Below are 20,873 nucleotides of genomic sequence, written 5' to 3' on the forward strand. Positions count from 1 at the left end.
TTTGTTTTTGGGTGGTGGGGGGGGGGGTGTTTTTTTTTTTTTTTTTTTTTTTTTTTTTCTTTTTTTTTTTTTTTTTTTTTTTTTTTTTTCCCCCCCCCCCCCCCCCCCCCCCCCCCCCCCACCCCCTGGGGACGGGGTCTGCGGAGCCGGGCAGGGCACCAGGACCCGGTGCTGTCACGTGGGTCTGGGGTCCCCCGGCCGACGTCATGTGTTGTGCGCTGACCGCTTGTTCCGCTCCGCGCCCAGGCGGGCGAAGTAGGCGATCAGGTCGGGATTGTCGACGGCCTCGGGGTTCAGGACCTGCTCGGCGGGGGCGCCCTGGAGCAGGCGCTTGACGGGAACCTCGAGCTTCTTGCCGGTCTTCGTGTGCGGGAGCGCCGCTACGGCGAGGATCTCGTCGGGGACGTGGCGGGGTGAGGCGCCGGTGCGGATGGCGTCGCGGATCTTCTCGCGCAGGGAGTCGTCCAGGTCGACCCCGTCGGCGAGGACCACGAAGAGCGGCATCCAGTAACCGCCGTCGGGTTGCTCCGCGCCGATGACGAGAGCCTCGGTGATCTCGGGGAGGCGTTCGACGACGTCGTGGATGTCGGCGCTGCCCAGGCGTACGCCGTTGCGGTTGAGGGTGGCGTCGGAGCGGCCGTGGACGATCACCGAGCCGTGCGAGGTGAGGGTGATCCAGTCGCCGTGCCGCCAGACACCGGGATAGGCGCCGAAGTAGGCGTCTCGGTAGCGGCTGCCGTCGGGGTCGTTCCAGAAGTACAGCGGCATGGACGGCATGGCCCGGGTGACGACCAGTTCGCCGACCTGGTCGAGGACGGGGTTGCCCGTCGCGTCGTAGGCGGCCAGGGCCACGCCGAGACTGGGGGCGGACAGCTCCCCCGCCCAGACGGGGGTCGTGGAGGCGCTGCCGGCGAAGCCGGAGACGATGTCGGTTCCGCCGCTGGTGGAGGCCAGCTGGATGTCGGGGTGGACGTGGTCGCGGACCCAGGGATAGGCGGAGGCGGGCAGGGCGGAACCGGTGCAGCCGACGACGCGGACGGCCGACAGGTCGTGCACGGAGGGTTCGATGCCCAGCTTGGCCATGGTCAGCAGGTACTGAGGGCTGGTGCCGAAGACGGTGACTCTGTGACGGGCGGCCAGCTCCCACAGGACGTCCGGACGCGCCTGTGGTACCGGGCTGCCGTCGTAGGTACAGGTGGCTGCTCCGGTCAGCAGGGTGGAGACGACCAGGTTCCACATCATCCAGTGGGTGGTGGTGTACCACAGCAGCCGGTCCCCGGTGCCCAGGTCGGTGTGCAGGCCGAGCATCTTGAGATGTTCGAGCAGGACGCCGCCGTGCCCGTGGACGATGCCCTTCGGCAGGCCGGTGGTGCCGGAGGAGAAGACGACCCACAGGGGGTGGTCGAACGGCACCGGGACGATGGTGAGGTACTCGACGCGGGTGGCCGCGTCCTCCCAGGGAACTCTCAGCCCCGAGTCGCCGCCCTCGGGCCACTCAAGGCCCACGTGGTCCACGAGCACCGTGGCCTTCAGCGTCGGCAGGGCGGCGGCCAGTTCGAGCGAGGCGGCGCGGCGGTCGTGGGTCGTGCCGTTGAAGAGGTAGCCGTCCGCGGTGATGAGCACCGTGGGTTCGAGCTGGGAGAAGCGGTCGGCGGCGGCCCTGGGTGCGTAGTCCTGGCCGCACACCGACCACACCGCGCCCAGGCTTGCGGTCGCGAGGAAGGCGATGACGGCGTGGGGGGTGTTGGGCAGGTAACCCACCACCCGGTCCCCCTGTCCGACGCCCAGGTCGCGCAGGGCGGCAGCGACGGAGGCGACCCGGGCGCGCAGGTCCCGGCCCGTGATCTCGTAGCCGGCCCCGGTCTCGTCCAGGGCGGTGATCGCGGGAGCGTCCGGCCGCAGGTGGCGCAGCGCGTGATGGGCGTAGTTGAGGGTGGCGCCGGGGAACCAGCGGGCGCCGGGCATGGTCTCCTCGGCCAGCACCCGCTCGTACTCGGTCGTCGCGTCGATGTCGAAGTACTCCCACACCGCGGCCCAGAACCCGTCGAGGTCGGTGACGGACCACTGGTGCAGGGCTCGGTAGTCCGTGGGGTCCTGGAGACCTTCGGCGCCCCGGTGCCGGGCCGCCCATCGGGCGAAGTCCGCGATGCGGCTGCGGGCGGCCGACTTCGGGTCGGGAGTGAAGAAGGGTTCCGTATACGGCTCGGGGTGCGGGGTGGTCATGGTGTGGTGCTCCTCGTCAGGCTGGCCGGGCATCGGCGGTACGGCGGGCCGTGTGCAGCAGGGGGGCCCAGGCGACGGTGTCCGTGAAGTCGCCGGTGCCGGCCGGGACGGTGTCCATCACGACGCGGTCGGGGCGCAGCAGGACGGCGTCGGCACGGCCGCGGGCCAGCCAGCCGGCCAGGGTGCCGTCGTCGCGCAGGTCGTCGACGTGGATCGTCGGGGCGCCCAGCGCCGTGGCCACGACCGTCATCTGCGCCGTGGGTGGCACAGCGGTCAGGACGGCGAAGGAGTCTCCGAGGACGTCATCGAGACGCACTCGCCTGCCGTCGTGCCGCACCCAGGGCTGCGGGCAGAAGGTGCCGGCCAGCACGCGGCCGGTCAGTCTGGGCCGGCGCCGTACGAGTGGACCGGCGGTCAGGGCGGGACTGAGGTCACGGCTCACCGCCGCGGTCACACCGGGGATGCGACAGGCCGTGCCCACGGCCGCCCGGCGGAACGCCGCACCGCGGTCCTGGCCGCCGGTCATGGCCCAGCCGACGGCGACCGCCACGCGGATCACATGGCGGGCGTGCGGCTTGCGTTCACGCTCGTAGGTGTCCAGCAGCCCCTCGTTCGCACCCCGTTGGAGCACCCGGGCGAGTTTCCACGTGAGGTTCTGGGCGTCGCGCAGGCCCGCGCACAGACCCTGCCCCACGAAGGGCGGGGTGAGATGGGCGGCGTCGCCCAGCAGAAAGACACGCCCCCTGCACCACCGGTCGGCAAGGCGGGCCCGGAAGGTGTACTGCGCCTGCCGTATCACCTCGAAGTCACCGCCCTGCGAGGCGTCGGACGGCAGGTCCACCCAGGGGGCGACCAGCTCGCGCAGGCGCTCCCACCCGTCCGGGCCGTCCAGGTTCTGGTCGTCGGCCAGCCGGAACTCCCAGCGGTAACGGTCCTCGCCGACGCGCATGAAGGTGGCCGGCCGGGTGGGCGAGCAGATCTGCTCGGCGCCCTCCCAGGTGCGCACAGGGCGACTGGTGCGCACGTCGATGACCCGCCAGCTCTCCTCGAAGTGCAGGTCCTCCCACACGGCGCCGATGGCGTCACGGGTGAGACTGCCCGCACCGTCGCAGCCGAGTACGGCATCGGCCCACAGGTGCTCCTCCTCGTCGCTGCCGTCGCGACGGAAAGTGACCCGGACGGAACCCGTCGGATCGTTCGGTCCAGCGGTGCCACGTGCGACGGACTGGGTGAGGGACACGACCTCCACCCCACTCCATAGCTCGCACTCAGGGCGACGCGCCAAGGCGTCACGCAGCAGGCGTTCCAGCTCGGGCTGGTCGAACATGCTGGTCTGGGGGAAGCCGTGGTGTCCGTGCGTGGACCGCGGGAATTCGGCGATCACCCGGCGCCCGGCGTCCAGCAGCCGCAGCCCGCGCGCCGGCCGCGCGAGGGCGGCGAACTCCTCGTGCACACCGGCGCTCTGCAGGATCCGGCGGATCTCGTCGTCCACGACGACGGCGCGCGGCAACGGGTAGACGTCCCGGTGCCGTTCCAGGACGACGCTGGGCACTCCGTGCCGGGCGAGGAGCAGGGCGGCCGTGACCCCGACGGGTCCCGCACCGATGATCACCACCGGTTTCCGGGATGCAGCCCTCATGGCGCGTCCGTAACGGGGGTCCGCTGCTCGCCGAGGTCGATCCGGCCGTCCGCGGTGGCGATCGTCGCGGTGATGAGGTCACCGTTGCGCAGGTACTTGGGATTCTTGGCCTGGCCCTTGAAGAACGCCTTCCACTTCAGTGCGGGCGGCAGCAACGCGGCGATCTTCTCGGCCGCCTTGGGCGGGGCCTTCAGGGCCGTGCCGCCGGGAGTGCCGGTCAGCAGCAGGTCGCCCGCGTCGAGGGTCTGGAAGCGGGCGAGCAGGGTGAGCGCCTGTGCGGGCCGTACGATCATGTCGGCCAGCGTGCGGTCCTGGCGTGACACGCCGTTGACCGACAGCCGCAGCCGCAGGTTCAGCAGATGGGTGAAGTCCTCGGGCTCCAGCAGGGTCAGGTACGGACCCGTCGGTGTGAAGGTCGGATAGGACTTGCTCTCGTAGAACTGGGTCTTGGTCAGCTGGACGTCGCGGGCGCTGACGTCGTTGGTCAGGACAAGGCCGGCGACGTAGCGCGGCAGGTCCTGCTCCTCGACGACGGTGCCCACGGGCAGGGTCGCGCCCATGACGAGGCCGAGTTCCACCTCGTAGTCGAGGAACTTCACGTGGGCGGGGCGGATGATCGTGTCGTGGGGGCCGCTGACCGAGCCGGACGCCTTGCGGAAGAAGGTGGGCGGGATGTCCCCCGTGAAACCGGAATCCTTGGCGTGGCTGCGGTAGTTGACCATCTGGGCGACCACCCGGCACGGAGTGGTGACCGGAGGCAGCGCCACCAGGTCGGCGACGGGCGTGCCGCTCTCGGTGGAGGCGGCGGCCGCGCGGACCGCGTCCCGGTCGGCGAGCAGTTCGGCGGTGGTGACCGCCTTGGTCTCGACGCGGACGGCGCGTTCGTCCCGGACGACCCACCAGCCTCCCCCACTCTCGGCTTCGCTCGAGCGGGAGGTGCCCCCAGCGGTCCGCAGAACGTTGTTGCTCATGAGCTCATCGCTTTCATCAGGCCCAGCAGGCGTGCCGGGTCGAGTTCGTTGTCGCCACGCAGGGCCGTCATGACCTCGCGCAGCTTGGCGGGGGAAGGGGTGGCGCCCAGGAAGTCGCGGGTGACCGGCGGACCCCACTGGGCCAGGCCGCTCGCCGACATCGGTGCCCAGCCGGGCTCCAGGTCGCAGGAGAAGAGGTCGCCGTCGGCGAAGTGCTCCAGCATGAAGTGGTCGGGGTCGCGCCAGTAGTCGAAGAGCTGGCTGCCCTGGATGTGCCGGCCGATCCCCCAGCTGCGCTGGTAACCGCGCTCGGCGAGGTACTCGCCGCCGGCGCCGATCGCGTCGAGGTCGGTGACCTGGTAGGCGGAGTGGACATAGCCGGTTCCGGGCCCCAGGTGCAGGGCCAGCGTGTGGTGGTCGACGGACACGCTCCCCTGGTCGCACCGGATGAACGCCATCGTCGGACCGCGCCCGCGCTGCCCGTCCAGGAACAGGAAGTCGGACACGATCATCCCGAGGGTGTCCAGGTACCAGTCCAGGGTGCGGGCGAACACCCGTGTCTCCAGCACCACATGGCCCAGCCGCTGGATACGGGACGGCTCGCGGGGCGGGCGCTGGGTGGCGTTCGTACGACGGTGGTCGGTACCGAAGTTGAGGATCAGCGGCTCCTGCTCGGGCAACGCGGGCAGCCGCTCCGCGCAGTGCACCACCCGGACCGGCAGACCCGAGGGATCGAGCAGGGCGACCGACTGCCCACCACCCGGTACGCCGATGTCCCGGACGGTAGTGCCGGTTGCGCGGGCCAGCCGGTCCAGGTCGGCCCGCTCGGCCGCGCGGAACGCCGGCCCGACGAACCGGGACGCACGCCCCCGCCGGATGACCATGCACGGTGACCCCGCGAAAGTGCCGCGCAGCCACAGCTCCCCCTCGGTGCGGGCGGCGATCGCGAACCCGAAGTCACGGGCGAAGACCTCGGCCCGGTCCAGGTCCGGCTTCTCGAACTCGAGCCAGGCCAGATCCGCCACCTTGATCAAGGGGTTCCGGGAGCGTCCGGGGTGCTCTCCGCGCAGGGCGCCCTGCTCACTGTGGAGGTCCTGGTGGGGCGTCTGGGGAACGGCTTTGTTAACGGGGGCGTGGGACATGGTGTCCTCCAAGCAACACTGCTGTAATGAGGAAATCATCAACTTTGCCGTTCCTCACCGTCAATAGGCTGGACCCAAATAATTGATAATCTCATCAGTAATGGCAGACTCATCGCGGCGGTTGTTACACTCGCGGTATGCCGACGTCAGCCCCGCCCAAGAACCGCTTCGAGCGACGCCGAGCCGAGACCCGTCAGGCGCTCGTCCGCGCGGCCCGGCAGATCCTCGCCGAGACCGGTGACACCAGCGCGAGCATCCAGGCCATCGCCGAGCGCGCGGACGTCGGATTCGGCTCCTTCTACAACCACTTCGAGTCGAAGACCGAGCTGTTCGACGCCGCGGTGACAGACGCGCTGGACGAGTTCGGGCAGGTCATAGACGAGCGCGTAGAAGGAATCGACGACCCGGCCGAACTCGTCGCCGCGGGCTTCCGGCTCACCGCCCGCATGGCCGACTCCCACCCCGAACTCATGCGGATCCTGCGTGACCGCGGTCTGGCCTACATCCACTCCGACCGCGGACTCGCCCCGCGAGCCCTGCGCGACCTGGAGAACGGCATCGCCTCGGGCCGCTTCACCTGCCGCAACGCGACAACCGCCCTGTCCGCCTTGGGCGGCACCCTGATGTCCCTCGTGGCGCTGCGGCTGGCCCGCCCCGACCTCGACGGCGACGAGGCGGCCTCCGACCTGGCCGAGATGGTCCTGCGCATGCTCGGCGTCCCTCCGGACGACGCCCACCAGGTGACCCGGCGACCGCTGCCCGGACACGGCTGAGCCAGCGGCGGCCGCCTGCGGCCTCGCGGCCCTCCAGGGCGGCGGAACGTCGTGGTTGTGGACTTCACCGCGGACAGTCTCCTGTCCCGTGCCTCGCGTGAACTCAGCCCGAGAGCGGACGAGCTGATCGCCAGTCGCAGTGGCGGCCGTCGGTGGTGAACGAGGCGAGCCTACGCGTCGGAACGACCCTGGACATCGCCCGCACCGCCCAGGAGTTGGCGGACCTGGCCACCGAGCACCATCTCGGCATCACCGGGCTCGCCCGGCCCGGCTTCCCCCCAGGAGTCCGTGTGCGCCAGACCCGGACACCGGGAAACCGTGGGCGCCGGTACTCCCTCTAGCACCGGCGCCCACTCACCCCTGCCCGGGGTGGTCTTGATCTACTTTCTGTTCAGTTGTCAGGGGACGAGGATGAGGCGGATCGGGTCGCCGATCTTGTGCTCCAGCCGGTTGACCGCGTCGGCGGCCTCGGCGAGCGGGATGTGGTCGGTGATGGACGGGGCCAGGTCGAGACGACCGACCTCGGCCAGCCGGACCAGCTCGGTGACGGACTCGGGGGTGCCGCCGTAGTGGCCGCGCACCTGCTTGCCCAGATAGTTGAAGGTCAGGCCCTCGCTGATGGTGATCGGCCTGGGGCTGATACCGACCAGGATGAGCACTCCGTTCAGGCCGAGCACAGTGGCGGCCTGCTCACGGACCGCCGGCACGCCGGCGCAGTCGAAGGCGAAGTCCAGACCCCGCCCGCCGGTGGCCGCGCGGACCTGGTCGGCGAAGTCGGAGGCGGCCGGGTCCAGGGCGAAGTCCGCACCGAAGGCCAGAGCACGCTCCCGAGCTCCGGGCAGCGGGTCGACGGCGATGATCGGCGCTGCGCCCGCCAGGCGGGCGACGCGGACGTTGTGGGCGCCGACACCGCCCACACCCCAGATTCCGACGGACTGCGCGGGGCGCACCCCCGCGGTGGCGACGACGGCGGCGTAGGGGGTGGAGACCGCGTCGGGGATGATCGCGGCCTGGTCGAAGGGAAGGTTGTCGGGGATGGGGATGAGGGTGTCCTCGCGGGCGACGGTGTACTGGGCCCAGCCGCCGTCGTAATCGATACCGGCGGTGAGCATCTGGGTGCAGGGGCGGCGGCGCACGCAGCCGGCGCACTGGCCGCAGGTCTTGCCGGCCTCCAGGGTGACGCGGGTACCGACGGTCAGGCCGCGCTTGAGGTCGGGGCCGAGAGTGTGGATCACACCGGCCATCTCGTGGCCCACGGTGACCGTGTCGGAGGTGGCGAACAACGGAACGAGGGAGCCGTCGAGGAGATGGACGTCCGAGAGGCAGACGCCGGCGGCCTTGACCTCGATGAGGACCTCGCCCGGGCCCGGCACGGGGACGGGGACCTCCTCCACGGCGAACTTCTTGCTGTCCAGGTGGAAGCGTCCGGCGAGCATGGTGTCCATGAAGATCTGCTTTCTGTGAGCGGCATTCCCGGCGGTTCGGGCCGTCGGGTGCCGTGGGGTGCATCGCGGGTGAGTGGTGGCCGGGAGGCGTGCGGGACGACGGATGCGCCGCACGCCCCCGGCGTCCGGAGGGGTCAGGCGAAGACGTCCTGCTGGTAGCGTTCGTCCGCTTCCAGTCGGGCGAGCCACTGCTGGGCGGCTTCGTCGTCGCTGCCGGTGTTCTTGCGGTAGATGGCGGCGAGCGCCTCACGCACAGCGGGTGCCATGCGACGACCGTCGCCGCAGACGTAGATGTACGCGCCGTCCTGGATGGCCTGCCACACGATGTCGGCGGCGCCCGCGATGGCGTCCTGGACGAACCGGGCCGGGTGTCCGGTCACCGCGGAGAAGGCGGTGTGCACCTGGGCGATCCCGGTCTGCTCCCAGTCCTGCATCTCCTGCCGGTAGAAGTAGTCGTGCTCCGGGTGGCGGCATCCGACGAAGACCTGGGACAGGCCTACCTGGGTGCCGTTCGCATGCTGGTGGGCACGCTCCTCCAGGAAGCCGCGCAGCGGCGCGATGCCGGTGCCGGGGCCGATGAGGATCAGCGGCGTGGCGGGATCGATCGGCGGGGCGAAGGTCGGGGACGGCACGCGCACGTAGCCGTAGAAGACGTCCCCGGGATGGAGCCCCGCGATGTAGGAGGAGCAGGTGCCGCGGTACCGGCCGTCGCCGGACAGGGCCGGCCCTTCCAGCAGACCCACGGTCAGCCGCACGTGCCGGGGGTTGGCCAGCGGGGCGGAGGAGATGGAGTAGAACCGCGGGCGGATCGGGCCCGTCATCTCCAGGAAGACCCCCAGCGGGAGTTCGACCGCCGGGAAGCGCTCCAGCAGGTTGAGCACGGAGACCCGCTTGCCCAGGACCTCGGTCTGGTAGCGCTCCTCGGCCTCGGCGGTGTCGGCCGTGTAGGCCTCCAGCTGCGGCCGGGTCCACGGGCAGTCGGTGTGCCTGGCCAGCGTCTGTATCTGCGAGCGGGTGGCCACGTCCTGCAGCTCCACGAACTCGGTGAACAGCAGGCCCGCTGTGACGGGAGTGCCCACCGGGAGGTGCGTGCGGCCGCCCGCGGGCTGGTCCAGACGCAGAACCTGGTCGCGGTCGACGCCGAGCCGCGCGAGGACTCGGGCGACCAGCTGCGGCTCGTTCTTGGCGAACACGGCCAGGTGGTTGCCGGTGTCGTAGGTGACACCGTCGGGGAGTTCGATGGTGATGGACTTCGCGGCCGGGCGCGGCGGTTCGATGCTGAAGTCCCACAGCCCGGTCGCGTCGCTGACCAGTTCCTCGTTGGCCACGACCGTGAGGGGGTAGGCCTGCTCGGAGACGATCGCGGGGCGCACGTCGGCTTCGGTGAGCAGCTGGACCTCGAAGCGCGGCCCGGTGGTTTCGGAGGTGTCGGCGGCGTACTCCTCGGCCAGGGTGGCCCACAGGGTGTCCATCCAGCGGGTGGCCATGCCGTCGAAGTCACCGGCGGCGTCCGCGATGCCGCGCTCGATGACACGGGTGGCGCCGGCGGCCAGCAGACCTGCCTCGATCCGCTTGGGGAAGCCCTGGTAGGTGGCCACCCACTGGGTGTTGCCGGCCCCCAGCAGCGCGAACCGCACGTTGGACAGCGAGCCCTCCGGGAGTCCGGTGGCGAGCAGGTCGTCGAAGCGCTGCGCGTTGTCCGGGGCCTTGCCGTTGTAGCTGGAGGCCACGACGACCAGCAGGCCCTCGGTGGGCAGGTTGTCGCCCAGCTCGTCCAGACCGACCAGGGTGGTGCCGAATCCGGAGCGCTCACCGCGGTCGGCGATGGTGCGCGCCAGGTCCTCGCACGAGCCCAGGCTGGAGCCGTAGGCGACGGTCAGGTTGACCCCGACACCGCTGACCGCGGCCTGCGCCCCCGTGTCGTCGGCCTGCAGGTCCACTGCGCCGAACACGGTCCGCTCGTGCTCCTGACGGGCCCGCACCGTCAGTTCGAAGCCACCGGGCTTGCGCGTCAGCGCCTCCTTGACGTCCATCTTGTAGTCGTCGGGGTCGGCGAACTTGAATTTCTGCAGGACCAGCGCGAGGGCAAGACGGGCCTCGGTGAGCGCGAACTGCCGGCCGATGCAGGCACGTACGCCGTTGCCGAACGGCTTGTAGGCGTGCGGGTGGTGGTTGACCCGGTTCTCCGGCAGCCACCGGTTGATGTCGAACTCCTCCGGCCGCTCCCACGCCTTGGGGTGGGTGTGCAGCGGACCTTCGAGGATGTTGACCCTTGTTCCCTTCTTCAGCCCGTAGCAGCCGCCGATGACGGTGTCCTCCAGCGGGGACTTGCCGATCATCGGGATGGGAGCCCACAGGCGCAGGGTCTCCTCCAGGATCCGCGGGATCACGTCCATCTGCATGATCGTGTCGTAGTCCGGGACCGTGTCACCGGGCAGCAGCCGGTCCACCTCGGCGTAGGCCTGGGCCAGGATGTGTGGGTTGCGCATCAGTGAGTACGTGGCGAACGACAGCAGACCGCTGGTGGTCTCGTGACCGGCGATCAGGAACGTCAGCACCTGGTCACGGACGTTGTCGTCCTCCAGCCCCTTGCCGGTCTCCGGGTCGGTGGCCTCCAGCATCAGGCCCAGCAGGTCGTCCTCACCGGTGCCCTTCCCGTCATGGCGCTCCTTGATCACGTTCTCGACCAGGTCGCGCATCAGCCGGATGTTCTCGCGGTACTTCCTGTCATCGGCCTTGCGCATCCTGGTCATCATCGGCAGCTCCTGCGAGCGCCGCAGCGACTCGACGAGCGCCTGCAGCAGCGCGTTGAGGAAGGGGTGCAGATCCTCCTTGGCGAAGGAGTCGAACCGGTAGCCGAAACCCGTCAGGGCGATGGTGTCCAGGGTCAGCCGGGTGTAGTCGTCGGTGATGTTGACCGGCCGGCCCTCCTTGCGCTCCCACTTGCCCACCAGGTTCTGGGCGATCTCCAGCATCTGCCCGAAGTAGCCCTTCATCGCCCGTTGGCTGAAGGCCGGGAGGAGGACTCGGTGCGCCATGCCCCATTCCTCTTCGTGCTGGTGGGCCGTGAACAGGGCGGCTCCCGCGTAGTCACGGACGTGCGCCAGCGGCGTCTTGTCGATCTGCTTGAAGAACCGCGTCTCGTCGCAGACCTCGGCCACCAGGTCCGGGTCCCAGACGAAGACCTGCTCGATGCCGGCGATCTCCATGCCGTAGAGCCCCTCGGGGAACTGCTTGGACAGCCTGCCGAAGTACTCCACCGGGTTGGTGCTGGGGATCTGCGGCGTGTGGCCGAAGAGCGGGACCCCCCGCGGAGAACGGATGGGCCGCAGGTCGGTCTCGGGCTGTGTGGTCATGGCTGGCTCCTTCAAGGGGAAAGGCGAGCAGGGCACCGTTCGGTGTCGCGGGGCGTCGGTACGGCAGCACCCGATTTCCATACGCCGTATGGCTTCAGTGATACCATACGACGTATGGAACTTCAATCGGCGGGCCTGCGGTCGAGAATCAGGAATGCCCGCCCACCAGGGGCGGCGTCGCTCGCGCAGCGGGGCCGTGTCAGCTCCAGGCGCTTCCTCGCGGCGGCGCCTCCATGCCGCGCTCGCTCACCCGGTGCCAGTCCGCGGGATCGGGCAAGGCGGGGTGCGCCAGGGTGCCGTGGCGACCTCGCCGCCACCAAGGCCACCCGGTCCGGGACTGTCCGCGAAGCCGGAGGGACCGGGAGTGAAAGCGGTGCCCCCCCACGTCGGCGAAGCCTGGTACCGTACGCCGTATGGCGACTGATCGGAAGCCCCCTCGGGGCACGAGAAAGAGGGACGTACCGCTCACCGAGGACGGCATCCATGCCATGGCGTTGCAGCTCATCGATGCCGACGGGGTCGAGGCGCTCACCATGCGCAAACTCGCGGCCGCGCTCGACGCGAACCCCATGTCGCTGTACCACCACGTGCCGAACAAGGACGCCGTGCTGCGCGGCGTGGCCCGCCGGGTCGGTTCGCAGTTCAGCGCGGAGGACCAGGGAGACATCCCCTGGCAGGACCGACTGCGTGAACTGGCCCGGGACTTCCGTGAACTGTCGCACCGTCACCCGAAACTGATGGGGTATTCCTTCACGCGCCCCGACTACGTGCAGCCGGAGGACCCCTTCTGGCAGGCACTGGTCGACATCCTGGCCACCGCGGAACTGCCCGAGGAGGAGATTCCGCGCGTCGCCGCGACCCTGGTCGGTGTGTTCACAGGTTTGCTGCTCAGCGAACTGAACGGGGCACTGCAGCGGTGGGCCACTCTGCCACCGGCACCGTCGGGCCCCGACGAGGAAGAGGCGCCCCCGCCCTCCAAGGACGTGATCGACACCATGTTCGACTCCGCGCTGGACGCCGCGGTCGCCGGAGTGGAGAACCATCTCGCACGAGCCCGCCAGAGGGTGTGACGGAAGCCAGACGGCTCCGGCGGGGCGGTGAGCGGTCCGGCGGCGGCTCGCCCCTCGGTGTCAGCGGCACCGAGGACGGCCCCCGGTCGGCGAACCCGAGTGCGGCCACTTCGCTATGCAGTCCAGTGCGCTCCAGGGCCACAGCGACCTCGGCCGGCTTCTGGACCACCGTCCAGTGGTTGCAGTCCAGCTCGACGACGCGCGACGCCCGCACGGCTTTGCCGAGCTTTGCGGCGAACTCGACGGGACAGGCGGGGTCGAGCGTGCCCCAGAAGATCAGGCACGGCGCGGACACGTTCGCCAGTTCCGGCTCCCACTGCGCACCCACCGTCTCGGCGGAACGGTACAGCTTGAGGATGCTGTCCCTCATGGTCCCGTCCACGCGCAGAACCATGTCCCCGGCCACCTCAGCCGGGACATCGAAGTGCTCCATCAGATCCTTGGCGAAGGACGCCGGGTGGAGTTCGTCCATGAACCGGTCGCCCTCGACCGGGTCCTGCCAGATCTTGGCCAGCGGATGCCAGACGTAGTCGGCACTGACCGGAGCAGCTAGAACCGCATGACTTGGCTTTGGTCATCACTGCTCTTTCAGGTCGAAACCGGCCGCCATGTCCGAGACGGGAGTTCCCGGGGGCTCTCCTTCGCAGCGTGCGGCCGGTGGTCGGAGTTGGCGGGGGACACGTCCGGCGGTGCGCGGGGGGTTCTGCGGGGGCCGGCCGTCGCGCCCACCGGCGTGATCGGCCGCGAGCCGACTTTCCATGCCGCTGATGATCGTGTCCAGCACCAGGCGGAACATCCGGTCCTCGCCGAAGTCCTCGTTCGCCGGCCCGTCCTCGCCGGAGGCGGGCGCGGCGGGCTGGAGGTTCGACCACCGGTGGAGCGCGCCGTTGAGCTCGGCGATCATCACGCCGATGACGACGGCGCACACGAGGGCGGCGAGCTGCGGGATATCCGACTGCGGAACCCCTGCGGCGTCCAGCACGGCGGTGAGCGCGACCCAGAAGGGATCTTCGGGCTGGATGAAGTCCGGCTGGCTGAACGAGTAGGCCATGAGGTTGGGATGACGGTGTGCCAACGTCCGGAAATCCGTGGCAAGCAGGCGCATGCGCTCCTGCCAGGGGGCGTCCTCCAGTGTCACGGTGCGGAACCGGGCGCCGACCATTCTCGCCACGCCACGCACCACTGCCTCCTTGTTCGGCACGTGGTGGTACAGCGACATCGGGTTCGCGTCCAGCGCGGCGGCGAGTTTGCGCATCGTGAGCGCCTCGACCCCGTCCGCGTCGATGAGCCGCAGGGCGGAGGCGCAGATCCCTGCCTCGGTCAGGGGCACATCCCTCTTCCGAGTACCTCTGGGGGTACGCTTCGCTCTTTCCATACGATGTATGGTATCAAGGCGCAGGCGGCGAGGGGGGCTCACCATCCGTGGCGGCGGTCACTCCCGCGGCCCCATGTACGGGCACCGAACGGGCAGGACCGGCCTTGAAGTCACCTGCGGCCCATGGTCGGGCGCGCCGTGGCTGCGGCGCACGAGGAGGCACCCATCCCATCCGGGAAGGCCCTCCCCCAGGACACGAGGGCCGCAGAGTTCGATGGGCTCGGCACCCGTCACCGCAAAGGCGAGTCGGCGGTGGGCGTCAGCACCGACTCGGCGACGCCGACGATCTGACTGATGTCGAAGCCCTCCATGTCCGCACGGAATTCGGGGCTGGAGAGGTACGCCTCCAGCCGCTCCTGCACGTCGTCGGCGTCCCGGTAGGAAACGAGGGCGTACAGCTGGGGCGCCTCACCCCCGGCTGCCGCGGCCACCGTCCAGACGCCATGTGTGGCGATCCTGTGCTTGGCCATACCGGGAATGTGCCTGGCCCAGATGTTCTCGTAGGCGACGAGCGCCTCAGGGCCGCGCAGCGTGTAGACACGAAGCTGGTACTGGGACATGAATACTCTTTCCTTCTCTTCTGCCGCTGGGACAAAGGTCCCCAGCGGCACGACGGTTGGGAGGCTTCTCTCAGCCTTTCGCGAACAGGTTCGTCAGTTCGAGCTCCCAGTCGATGTGCCCGGACTCGGTACCCCGTGGCACCAGCGCCTCCGTGTCCTCCAGGAAGGCCCTGACGTCCTGCACGGGAACCTCGAGCAGGGCGGTGCCCGCCGGCGACCCGAGGACGATGTACATCGCTTGGTCACCACGGGCGACGCCAGGCCAGACCCGGACGTCCCCGCACCCTGCGGAGCCGGTCAGGCCATCTGCCAGAAGGTCACGCCCCAGAACCCATTCGACGGGCTCGCCGGTGTCGGCGAAGAAGACGGCACGGACGACATAGGGATCAGCGGGCTCGTATCGCAGGCTCATGCGCATGGACAGCGAACAGGTACGCGAGATGACGAGTTCTACGGCCACCCCCTGCATGACGGTCTTCAAAGACTCCATCGATTTCCACTCCCGCGCGGGCGGCGTTCAGCGACCGCTGATCTCGTCCGGGCCGTCGTAGTGCCAGCCATGGATCTCGTCCCAGGAGTAACCCAGCTCGAGCAGGTAGCCGACACCGTGGTCCCAGCGGTAGTCGCCGACGTCGACACGGACGGCCGGACGCTGGACGTGCGCGGATGCGGAAGCCGTGGCCGAAGCCGTACCCCCGGCACCAAGAACAGCGGCACTCGCGACCGCCACGGAGCAAGCGGTGACGGCAACGCGCCTCGTGAGCTTCTTCATGATCTTCCCTTTCCCGATGGGTGCGATCTGCACCAGGTGGCCGCATCAGGCGATATGCGACACCTGGCATGACCGGGCAAACTTTTCCATACGGCGTACGGAACTGCCCTTTCAGATTTACCATACGTCGTATGGAAATGTCGAGGGGCAAGAACGGCCCGCACGGACTGCCCCACACACAAGATCGGTAGCTCACCTCACGGTCACATCGGTGCGCTTGATCAGTTTCGGGGGGACTTGACGATAAAGCCGTCGTATCTGACTATTCCATCAGAAGTGGACAAAGTCGTCCAAGGTCGGCGGACATCGTGCCGGTAGATCGCTGAACCGTCGGCGAGGTCCGCGCCATGTCGCCCACCCAGCGCAGGTCCTCCCGGGGCGATCCTCAGCCCCCAGCCAGCGCCGTTCCACCACGGCCACCGACGATCGGGCCGACGCTGCACACGCCGACGCTGTCTCACACCCACACCGATGGGAAGAACCGGATGACGAACACCGACCACACGCCGCTCACCGATCCGGTGAGTCCCCGACAGGCACCCGATGCGGCAATAGCGATGCTCGATGCGGAGGGGACCGTGGTGGGGTGGACGCACGCCGCCGAGCAGCTTGTCGGGTACTCGGCCGGGGAAGTGGTGGGCCGGTCCGCCGCACACGTGCTGCCGCCCGCCGAGAACGCCCCGAGTGCTTCGGCGTTCGCCGAGCAGTGCCGTGCCCAGGGTGGCTGGTCCGGCACCGTGACGGTCCGCCACCGCGACGGCCACGCCATCAGAATGACGCTGCGGATCTCGCTGCTGTGGGGTCAGGACGCCGGCACCCGGTGGCTGGTGTCCGTGACGGACATAGGCACCCTGTCCTCGGGGGCCTCCAACGGAGCTGTGCGGGAGTCGCTCCTGGCCCACGCACCGATCGGCATCGCCGTCTATGACGCGCAGCTGCGCTGTACCTGGGTCAACGACGCCATGGAGCGCCACGACGGCACTCCTCGCGAGCGACGGTTCGGACGCCGCCTGCGGGACTCACTGCCCGCCGTCGAGGCCGAAGCGCTCGAGGTGGTGATGCGGCAGGTGCTGGAGAGTGGCACCACCATGGTCCACGAGTACCGGGCGTGGTCATCGACGGACCGGCGCCGGGAGCACGCGTTCTCGGCCTCGTTCTTCTGCCTCCAGGACGCGGACGGCAGGGCGTCGGCAGTGTGCTCCATGAGCGTGGACGTCACCGGCAACCGGCGGGCGCGCGAGCGCCTTGCCATCCTCAGCGAAGCCGGCACGCGCATCGGCAGCACCCTCGAGGTCATGCGGACCGGGCAGGAACTGGCCGACCTCGCCGTACCCCTGCTGGCCGACCACGCACTCGTCGACCTGATGGAGTCGGTTCCGTTCGGCGTGGATCCCTCGGCGGGGACCGGCAACGCCAACGGCCGCCCACCTGTGCTGCGCCGTGCCGGTGTTGCCTCCGTCGACCCGAGCATCCTCAAGTTGCCATGGGTGCGCGAAGAGGTGATCCGCCCGTTCCCGGCCTCGCTGTTCGCCACCGCCCTGCGCACGGGCAGGTCTTACCTGGAATCGGTGCTGGACACCTATTCAGGGCCCTGGGCCAGCCACGACCCGGTGCGGACGCAGAAGCTTCGCGACACCGGCGTCCACTCTCTGATGGTCGTACCCATCCGGGCGCGGCGCTGTGTGCTGGGACTGGCCGTGTTCGGCCGCTCCGAGGAATCGACACCGTTCCAGGAGGACGACCTCCTCCTCGCCGAGGAGCTCGTCACCCGGGCCGCGCTCAGCCTGGACAACGCTCTCCAGTACGCCCGTCAACGCACCGCGGCCCTGACGCTCCAACGCGACCTGCTCCCCCACCATGTGGGCGGCGGCGCCGCCCTCGATGTGGCCTCGCGCTATGTGCCGGCCGACCTGGACCACGGGGTGGGGGGCGACTGGTTCGACGTGATCAAGCTGTCCGGCGCCCGGGTGGCCCTCGTCGTCGGAGATGTGGTCGGTCACGGCATCAACGCAGCGGCGACGATGGGCCGACTGCGCACCGCCGTCCGCACGCTCGCGGACATGGAACTGCCTCCCCACGAACTGCTGGCGCACCTCGACGACACGGTCAGGCGGCTGAGCGAGGAAGACACCGACGCTTCGGACGAGCTCCCCGCGGCGGTGGGCGCCACCTGTCTGTATGCCGTCTACGACCCGGTCACCCGGCGGTGCACGATGGCGCGGGCCGGGCATCCCCCGCCCGCGGTCATCGACCCGCAGGGCCACATCACTTTCCCCGACATGCCCGCCGGGGCCCCGCTCGGCCTCGGCCTCGGTCTGGTCCCCTTCGAGTCCGTGGAACTGGAAATGCCCGAGGGAACTCTGCTCGCGCTCTACACCGACGGCCTGGTCGAGTCCCGCGACGACGACATCGACGTGGGCCTGGATCGCCTGGGCGCCGCCCTGGCAGAGTCCGGTTCGTCGCTGGAAGAGCTGTGCTCCCACGTGATCGGCACCTTGCCGACTCAGTCCCCGGCCGACGATGTCACCTTGCTCCTTGCGCGGACCCGCGGACTCGAACCGGCCCAGGTCGCCTCGTGGGAACTGCCGAACGAGCCGACCGCTCTCCGCATCGCCCGACAGGCGGCCGCCCGTCAGCTCAGCGAATGGGGGCTTGAGCATCTGGTGGCGACCGTGAAGCTGATCGTCAGCGAACTGGTCACCAACGCCATCCGCCACGGCGGCGGCCCGATCCGCCTACGCCTCATCCAGCACCAGGTCTTGACCTGCGAAGTCTCCGACAGCAACACCAGCCACCCACGCCCCCGTCAGCCCCGCATCGTCGACGAGCAGGGCCGCGGCCTTTTCCTCGTCGCTCACTTGTCCCGCAGGTGGGGCTCCCGCTCCGCGACGGACGGCAAGGTCGTCTGGGCCGAACAGGACCTGCCCTCCACAGCCGTTGCGGCGTGACGCGCTGCCGACCGGGCGGCCCACGGCCGCCACAGCATGCCGACCTCTCGAGCGGCAGGCTCTCGCGAAGGAAGCCACTTATGGACCTGGAGAATCTCAAAAATGCGTGCTCGGCAGGCGGCTCCCAAGGATCGACGGGCGTACCCGGCTCCGGTCCCGGCGGAGGGTTGTACGCCTTCGACGGGCCGGCGGCCGCCGTGCTCGACCATCGAGGCGCGGTGGTGCGGTGGACAGGGGCAGCAGAGGATCTGACCGGGTTCCGCGCCGAGGAGGTCTGTGGCCGCCTCGTACGGGAGCTGGTGGCCGACCTCCCGGACGACCTGTGCGACGCGGAGATACCGGCGTCCGGCCGGGTACGGCTGTGGCATCAGTGCGGCGACACCATCGATGTCACCTTCCGGACCACCGAAGTGGGGTGCTCCGGCTCGGAGGAGGTCCTCGTCCTGGCGGCCCCTACCCACCACGTCGCCGGCCACGAGCACGGCGCGGCGCTCCTGCGTGCACTGTCCGCACAGAACCGGATCACGATCGCCGTGTACGACACGGATCTCACCACCGTGCAGACGAACGCCACGCCGAACACTCTCGACGGCCGTCCGGTACAGCCCGGCGCTCGGCTGATCGACATGCTGTGCGCCGAGGACGCCGAGGGCCTCGAGGCGGTACTGCGCCAGGTACTCGAGACGGGTGCCCCGGTGGTCCGCAGAAACCAGCAGGTGAGCTGGCGGCACGACCCGGCGCGACAGCACGATCTGTCGCTGTCCGCCTTCCGTCTGGAGGATGCGCGAGGACGCCCCACGGGGGTCGCGGCCCTGTACCTGGACAACGCCGACCAGATGCGCGCCCGCCGGAATCTGGATCTCGCCCGCGAGGTGGCCGAGCGCGTTGGAGGATCCCTGGATGTCGTGCGCACTGCGCAGGATCTTGCGGACGTTCTCGCACCCGCGTTCGGGGATCTCGCCGCCGTCGACCTCGCGCACTCCGTTTTCGACGGGGACGAACCGTCGAAGCAGCTGGGCGGTGGAGACATGGGCAACGCGGCCCTTGCACCGGCCGGCGCGGTGTGGCCGGCCGGCATCAAGCGCGGCGAGTCCATCCCGCCCCTCCCCGAGCACCCCCTGCTGCGCAGCTTCCACCACGGCGAGCCAGTCGTCTTCGCCCTTGACGACTTCGTCGCCATGGTCAAAGACCCGCAACTGGTCGTCTATCTCGTCCCGAAGGACGCCCATTCGGTGATGGCGGCACCGTTGCATGCCCGCGGGCACACGCTCGGCGCCATATCGGCCTGGCGCTGCGGCCGATCCGACCCCTTCACCGAGGACGAGGCGGATCTCATGAAGCAGATCGCCTCACGGGGTGCGCTCGCCATCGACAACGCTCGCCGTTACACGCGCGAGCACCGGGCGGCCGTAGCGCTGCAGCAGCGTCTTCTTCCGCCCGGAACGACCGACACCCCGGCAGCCGAGACCGCCGGCATATACCTGCCCGCAGGCGGCGGAGCGGACATCAGCGGCGACTGGTACGACGCCATTGCTCTGCCCTCTCTCCGGGTGGCCCTCGTCGCCGGAGACGTGGTCGGCCACGGCATGCCCGCAAGCGCCACCATGGGTCGCCTGCGCGCCGCCATCCAGACGCTCGCAGACCTGGAACTCGAACCGGACGAACTACTCTCCCGGCTCGCGGACCTGGTCCAGCGCCTCGCGGCCGAAGCCCCGCCCGGCGACCGCGACATCGTCGGCGGCACATGCCTGTACGCGGTCTACGACTCGGTCACCAGGCGCTGCGCCATGGCCAGTGCCGGACACCCGCCCCCCGTCCTGGTCCGGCCGGACGGGACCGCCGAAGCAGTCGCGATCTCCCCGGGGCCACCACTCGCCCTCAGCGGCATGCCGTACGAGACCACGGTGATCGACGTCGAGCCGGGCAGCGTGCTCGCCCTCTACACCGACGGCCTGGTCGAACGTGGCGATCGCGACGTCGGCCAAGGTCTGCCGCGCCTGGCGGAGGCCCTCGCCGCGCACTGCCGGCCGGGTCGTGCTCTGGACGAAACCGGCCGGGCTCTCCTCGCCGACCTGGCGGACCAGGCCCCGCGCGACGACGTGGCCCTGCTGCTGGCCCGCACCCGCGCCGTCCCAGCGGCGGACACCGCTCACTGGGAGATCCCGGCCGATCCGGCCGCTGTCTCCAAAGCTCGAGAATGGATCTCCCGCCAACTCACCATATGGGGCCTGGACGACCTCCTCTTCGCCACCGAACTCATCGTCAGCGAACTGGTGACCAACGCCATCCGCTACGGCCGTCCGCCGATGGACCTCCGTCTGATTCGCCACCACGTCCTGGTGTGTGAGGTCACCGACTCCAGCAGCACCCAACCCCGCCTGCGTCGTGCCCTCACAACCGACGAGGGAGGACGCGGCCTGTTCCTCGTCTCTCAACTCGGCGGACGCTGGGGCTGCCGCCATGGCCAGAACGGCAAGACGATCTGGTCCGAGCAAGTCATCCAGGAGTACCCCTGAAGCCACGGCTCACCCCGGAGACGGCGCGCAGGAGCGGCCCCCTGCCCCGTGGCCGCGACGCGGTCGATGGAGGCGCAGCGGCC

The 20,873-nt window shown here is 69.7% G+C and carries 15 protein-coding genes; 5 read left to right on the top strand and 10 right to left on the bottom strand.

Going from position 1 to position 20,873, the window contains the following annotated elements:
• Nucleotides 1-204: 204 nt before the first annotated feature.
• From ACZ5K7_RS39310 to ACZ5K7_RS39325, 4 genes are read right to left on the bottom strand one after another with little or no spacing between them, the layout of a single operon-like run.
• The gene (locus ACZ5K7_RS39310; protein WP_468921675.1) at nucleotides 205-2,223 is read right to left on the bottom strand and encodes an acetoacetate--CoA ligase; all 2,019 of its coding nucleotides are present in this window, start codon (nucleotides 2,221-2,223) and stop codon (nucleotides 205-207) included.
• A gap of 16 nt (nucleotides 2,224-2,239) precedes the next feature.
• Nucleotides 2,240-3,862: a bifunctional 3-(3-hydroxy-phenyl)propionate/3-hydroxycinnamic acid hydroxylase MhpA gene (gene mhpA, locus ACZ5K7_RS39315; protein ID WP_468921678.1), complete on the bottom strand. Its 1,623-nt coding sequence runs from the start codon at nucleotides 3,860-3,862 to the stop codon at nucleotides 2,240-2,242.
• Nucleotides 3,859-4,833: a fumarylacetoacetate hydrolase family protein gene (locus ACZ5K7_RS39320; RefSeq protein WP_468921680.1), complete on the bottom strand. Its 975-nt coding sequence runs from the start codon at nucleotides 4,831-4,833 to the stop codon at nucleotides 3,859-3,861. The genes mhpA and ACZ5K7_RS39320 overlap by 4 nt, the downstream gene beginning before the upstream one ends.
• Nucleotides 4,830-5,975 (bottom strand): VOC family protein, encoded by a 1,146-nt coding sequence (locus ACZ5K7_RS39325; protein ID WP_468921683.1) that lies wholly within the window; start codon nucleotides 5,973-5,975, stop codon nucleotides 4,830-4,832. The genes ACZ5K7_RS39320 and ACZ5K7_RS39325 overlap by 4 nt, the downstream gene beginning before the upstream one ends.
• A gap of 137 nt (nucleotides 5,976-6,112) precedes the next feature.
• On the opposite strand from ACZ5K7_RS39325, the gene ACZ5K7_RS39330 reads away from it, so the two are divergent.
• Together ACZ5K7_RS39330 and ACZ5K7_RS39335 are read left to right on the top strand one after the other, a co-directional pair.
• Nucleotides 6,113-6,748, top strand: coding sequence for a TetR/AcrR family transcriptional regulator (locus tag ACZ5K7_RS39330; RefSeq protein ID WP_468921686.1), 636 nt, complete (start codon nucleotides 6,113-6,115; stop codon nucleotides 6,746-6,748).
• A 155-nt stretch (nucleotides 6,749-6,903) separates the two neighbouring features.
• Nucleotides 6,904-7,089: a hypothetical protein gene (locus ACZ5K7_RS39335; RefSeq protein WP_468921689.1), complete on the top strand. Its 186-nt coding sequence runs from the start codon at nucleotides 6,904-6,906 to the stop codon at nucleotides 7,087-7,089.
• A gap of 57 nt (nucleotides 7,090-7,146) precedes the next feature.
• Here ACZ5K7_RS39335 and ACZ5K7_RS39340 read toward each other — a convergent pair whose 3' ends face one another.
• Both ACZ5K7_RS39340 and ACZ5K7_RS39345 read right to left on the bottom strand, forming a co-directional pair.
• Nucleotides 7,147-8,193, bottom strand: a complete 1,047-nt coding sequence (locus ACZ5K7_RS39340) for a zinc-binding dehydrogenase (RefSeq protein ID WP_468921692.1) — start codon at nucleotides 8,191-8,193, stop codon at nucleotides 7,147-7,149.
• Between the two features lie 134 nt (nucleotides 8,194-8,327).
• Nucleotides 8,328-11,549 (bottom strand): bifunctional cytochrome P450/NADPH--P450 reductase, encoded by a 3,222-nt coding sequence (locus tag ACZ5K7_RS39345; RefSeq protein ID WP_468921694.1) that lies wholly within the window; start codon nucleotides 11,547-11,549, stop codon nucleotides 8,328-8,330.
• 413 nt (nucleotides 11,550-11,962) lie between these two features.
• Between ACZ5K7_RS39345 and ACZ5K7_RS39350 the strand changes: the two genes are divergently transcribed.
• Nucleotides 11,963-12,619, top strand: a complete 657-nt coding sequence (locus ACZ5K7_RS39350; RefSeq protein WP_468921697.1) for a TetR/AcrR family transcriptional regulator — start codon at nucleotides 11,963-11,965, stop codon at nucleotides 12,617-12,619.
• 577 nt (nucleotides 12,620-13,196) lie between these two features.
• Here the strand turns inward: ACZ5K7_RS39350 and ACZ5K7_RS39355 are convergent.
• The 4 genes from ACZ5K7_RS39355 to ACZ5K7_RS39370 all read right to left on the bottom strand — a co-directional run bounded on the left by ACZ5K7_RS39355 (nucleotide 13,197) and on the right by ACZ5K7_RS39370 (nucleotide 15,326).
• On the bottom strand, nucleotides 13,197-13,949 hold the full coding sequence (locus ACZ5K7_RS39355) for a TetR/AcrR family transcriptional regulator (protein WP_468921700.1): 753 nt from the start codon (nucleotides 13,947-13,949) through the stop codon (nucleotides 13,197-13,199).
• A 275-nt stretch (nucleotides 13,950-14,224) separates the two neighbouring features.
• On the bottom strand, nucleotides 14,225-14,554 hold the full coding sequence (locus tag ACZ5K7_RS39360) for an NIPSNAP family protein (RefSeq protein ID WP_351704457.1): 330 nt from the start codon (nucleotides 14,552-14,554) through the stop codon (nucleotides 14,225-14,227).
• 70 nt (nucleotides 14,555-14,624) lie between these two features.
• A complete protein-coding gene (locus ACZ5K7_RS39365) occupies nucleotides 14,625-15,044 on the bottom strand; it encodes an SsgA family sporulation/cell division regulator (protein WP_468921703.1) in 420 nt (139 codons plus the stop codon).
• 27 nt (nucleotides 15,045-15,071) lie between these two features.
• On the bottom strand, nucleotides 15,072-15,326 hold the full coding sequence (locus tag ACZ5K7_RS39370; protein WP_468921706.1) for a hypothetical protein: 255 nt from the start codon (nucleotides 15,324-15,326) through the stop codon (nucleotides 15,072-15,074).
• 485 nt (nucleotides 15,327-15,811) lie between these two features.
• On the opposite strand from ACZ5K7_RS39370, the gene ACZ5K7_RS39375 reads away from it, so the two are divergent.
• Both ACZ5K7_RS39375 and ACZ5K7_RS39380 read left to right on the top strand, forming a co-directional pair.
• Entirely contained in the window at nucleotides 15,812-18,274 is a 2,463-nt protein-coding gene (locus tag ACZ5K7_RS39375; RefSeq protein WP_468921708.1) for a SpoIIE family protein phosphatase, read from the top strand.
• Nucleotides 18,275-18,354: 80 nt separating this feature from the next.
• Nucleotides 18,355-20,790 (top strand): SpoIIE family protein phosphatase, encoded by a 2,436-nt coding sequence (locus ACZ5K7_RS39380; protein WP_468921711.1) that lies wholly within the window; start codon nucleotides 18,355-18,357, stop codon nucleotides 20,788-20,790.
• The last annotated feature ends 83 nt before the right edge of the window (nucleotides 20,791-20,873 follow it).

The sequence above is a fragment of the Streptomyces sp. NPDC031497 genome (assembly GCF_055580905.1).

Coding starts and splice junctions, on each gene's coding strand:
- ACZ5K7_RS39310 (WP_468921675.1), bottom strand. CDS start 2,223: ATGACCACCCCGCACCCCGAGCCGTATACGGAACCCTTCTTCACTCCC.
- ACZ5K7_RS39360 (WP_351704457.1), bottom strand. CDS start 14,554: ATGTCCCAGTACCAGCTTCGTGTCTACACGCTGCGCGGCCCTGAGGCG.
- ACZ5K7_RS39320 (WP_468921680.1), bottom strand. CDS start 4,833: ATGAGCAACAACGTTCTGCGGACCGCTGGGGGCACCTCCCGCTCGAGC.
- ACZ5K7_RS39375 (WP_468921708.1), top strand. CDS start 15,812: ATGACGAACACCGACCACACGCCGCTCACCGATCCGGTGAGTCCCCGA.
- ACZ5K7_RS39345 (WP_468921694.1), bottom strand. CDS start 11,549: ATGACCACACAGCCCGAGACCGACCTGCGGCCCATCCGTTCTCCGCGG.
- ACZ5K7_RS39350 (WP_468921697.1), top strand. CDS start 11,963: ATGGCGACTGATCGGAAGCCCCCTCGGGGCACGAGAAAGAGGGACGTA.
- ACZ5K7_RS39325 (WP_468921683.1), bottom strand. CDS start 5,975: ATGTCCCACGCCCCCGTTAACAAAGCCGTTCCCCAGACGCCCCACCAG.
- ACZ5K7_RS39370 (WP_468921706.1), bottom strand. CDS start 15,326: ATGAAGAAGCTCACGAGGCGCGTTGCCGTCACCGCTTGCTCCGTGGCG.
- ACZ5K7_RS39380 (WP_468921711.1), top strand. CDS start 18,355: ATGGACCTGGAGAATCTCAAAAATGCGTGCTCGGCAGGCGGCTCCCAA.
- ACZ5K7_RS39365 (WP_468921703.1), bottom strand. CDS start 15,044: ATGGAGTCTTTGAAGACCGTCATGCAGGGGGTGGCCGTAGAACTCGTC.
- ACZ5K7_RS39330 (WP_468921686.1), top strand. CDS start 6,113: ATGCCGACGTCAGCCCCGCCCAAGAACCGCTTCGAGCGACGCCGAGCC.
- mhpA (WP_468921678.1), bottom strand. CDS start 3,862: ATGAGGGCTGCATCCCGGAAACCGGTGGTGATCATCGGTGCGGGACCC.
- ACZ5K7_RS39340 (WP_468921692.1), bottom strand. CDS start 8,193: ATGGACACCATGCTCGCCGGACGCTTCCACCTGGACAGCAAGAAGTTC.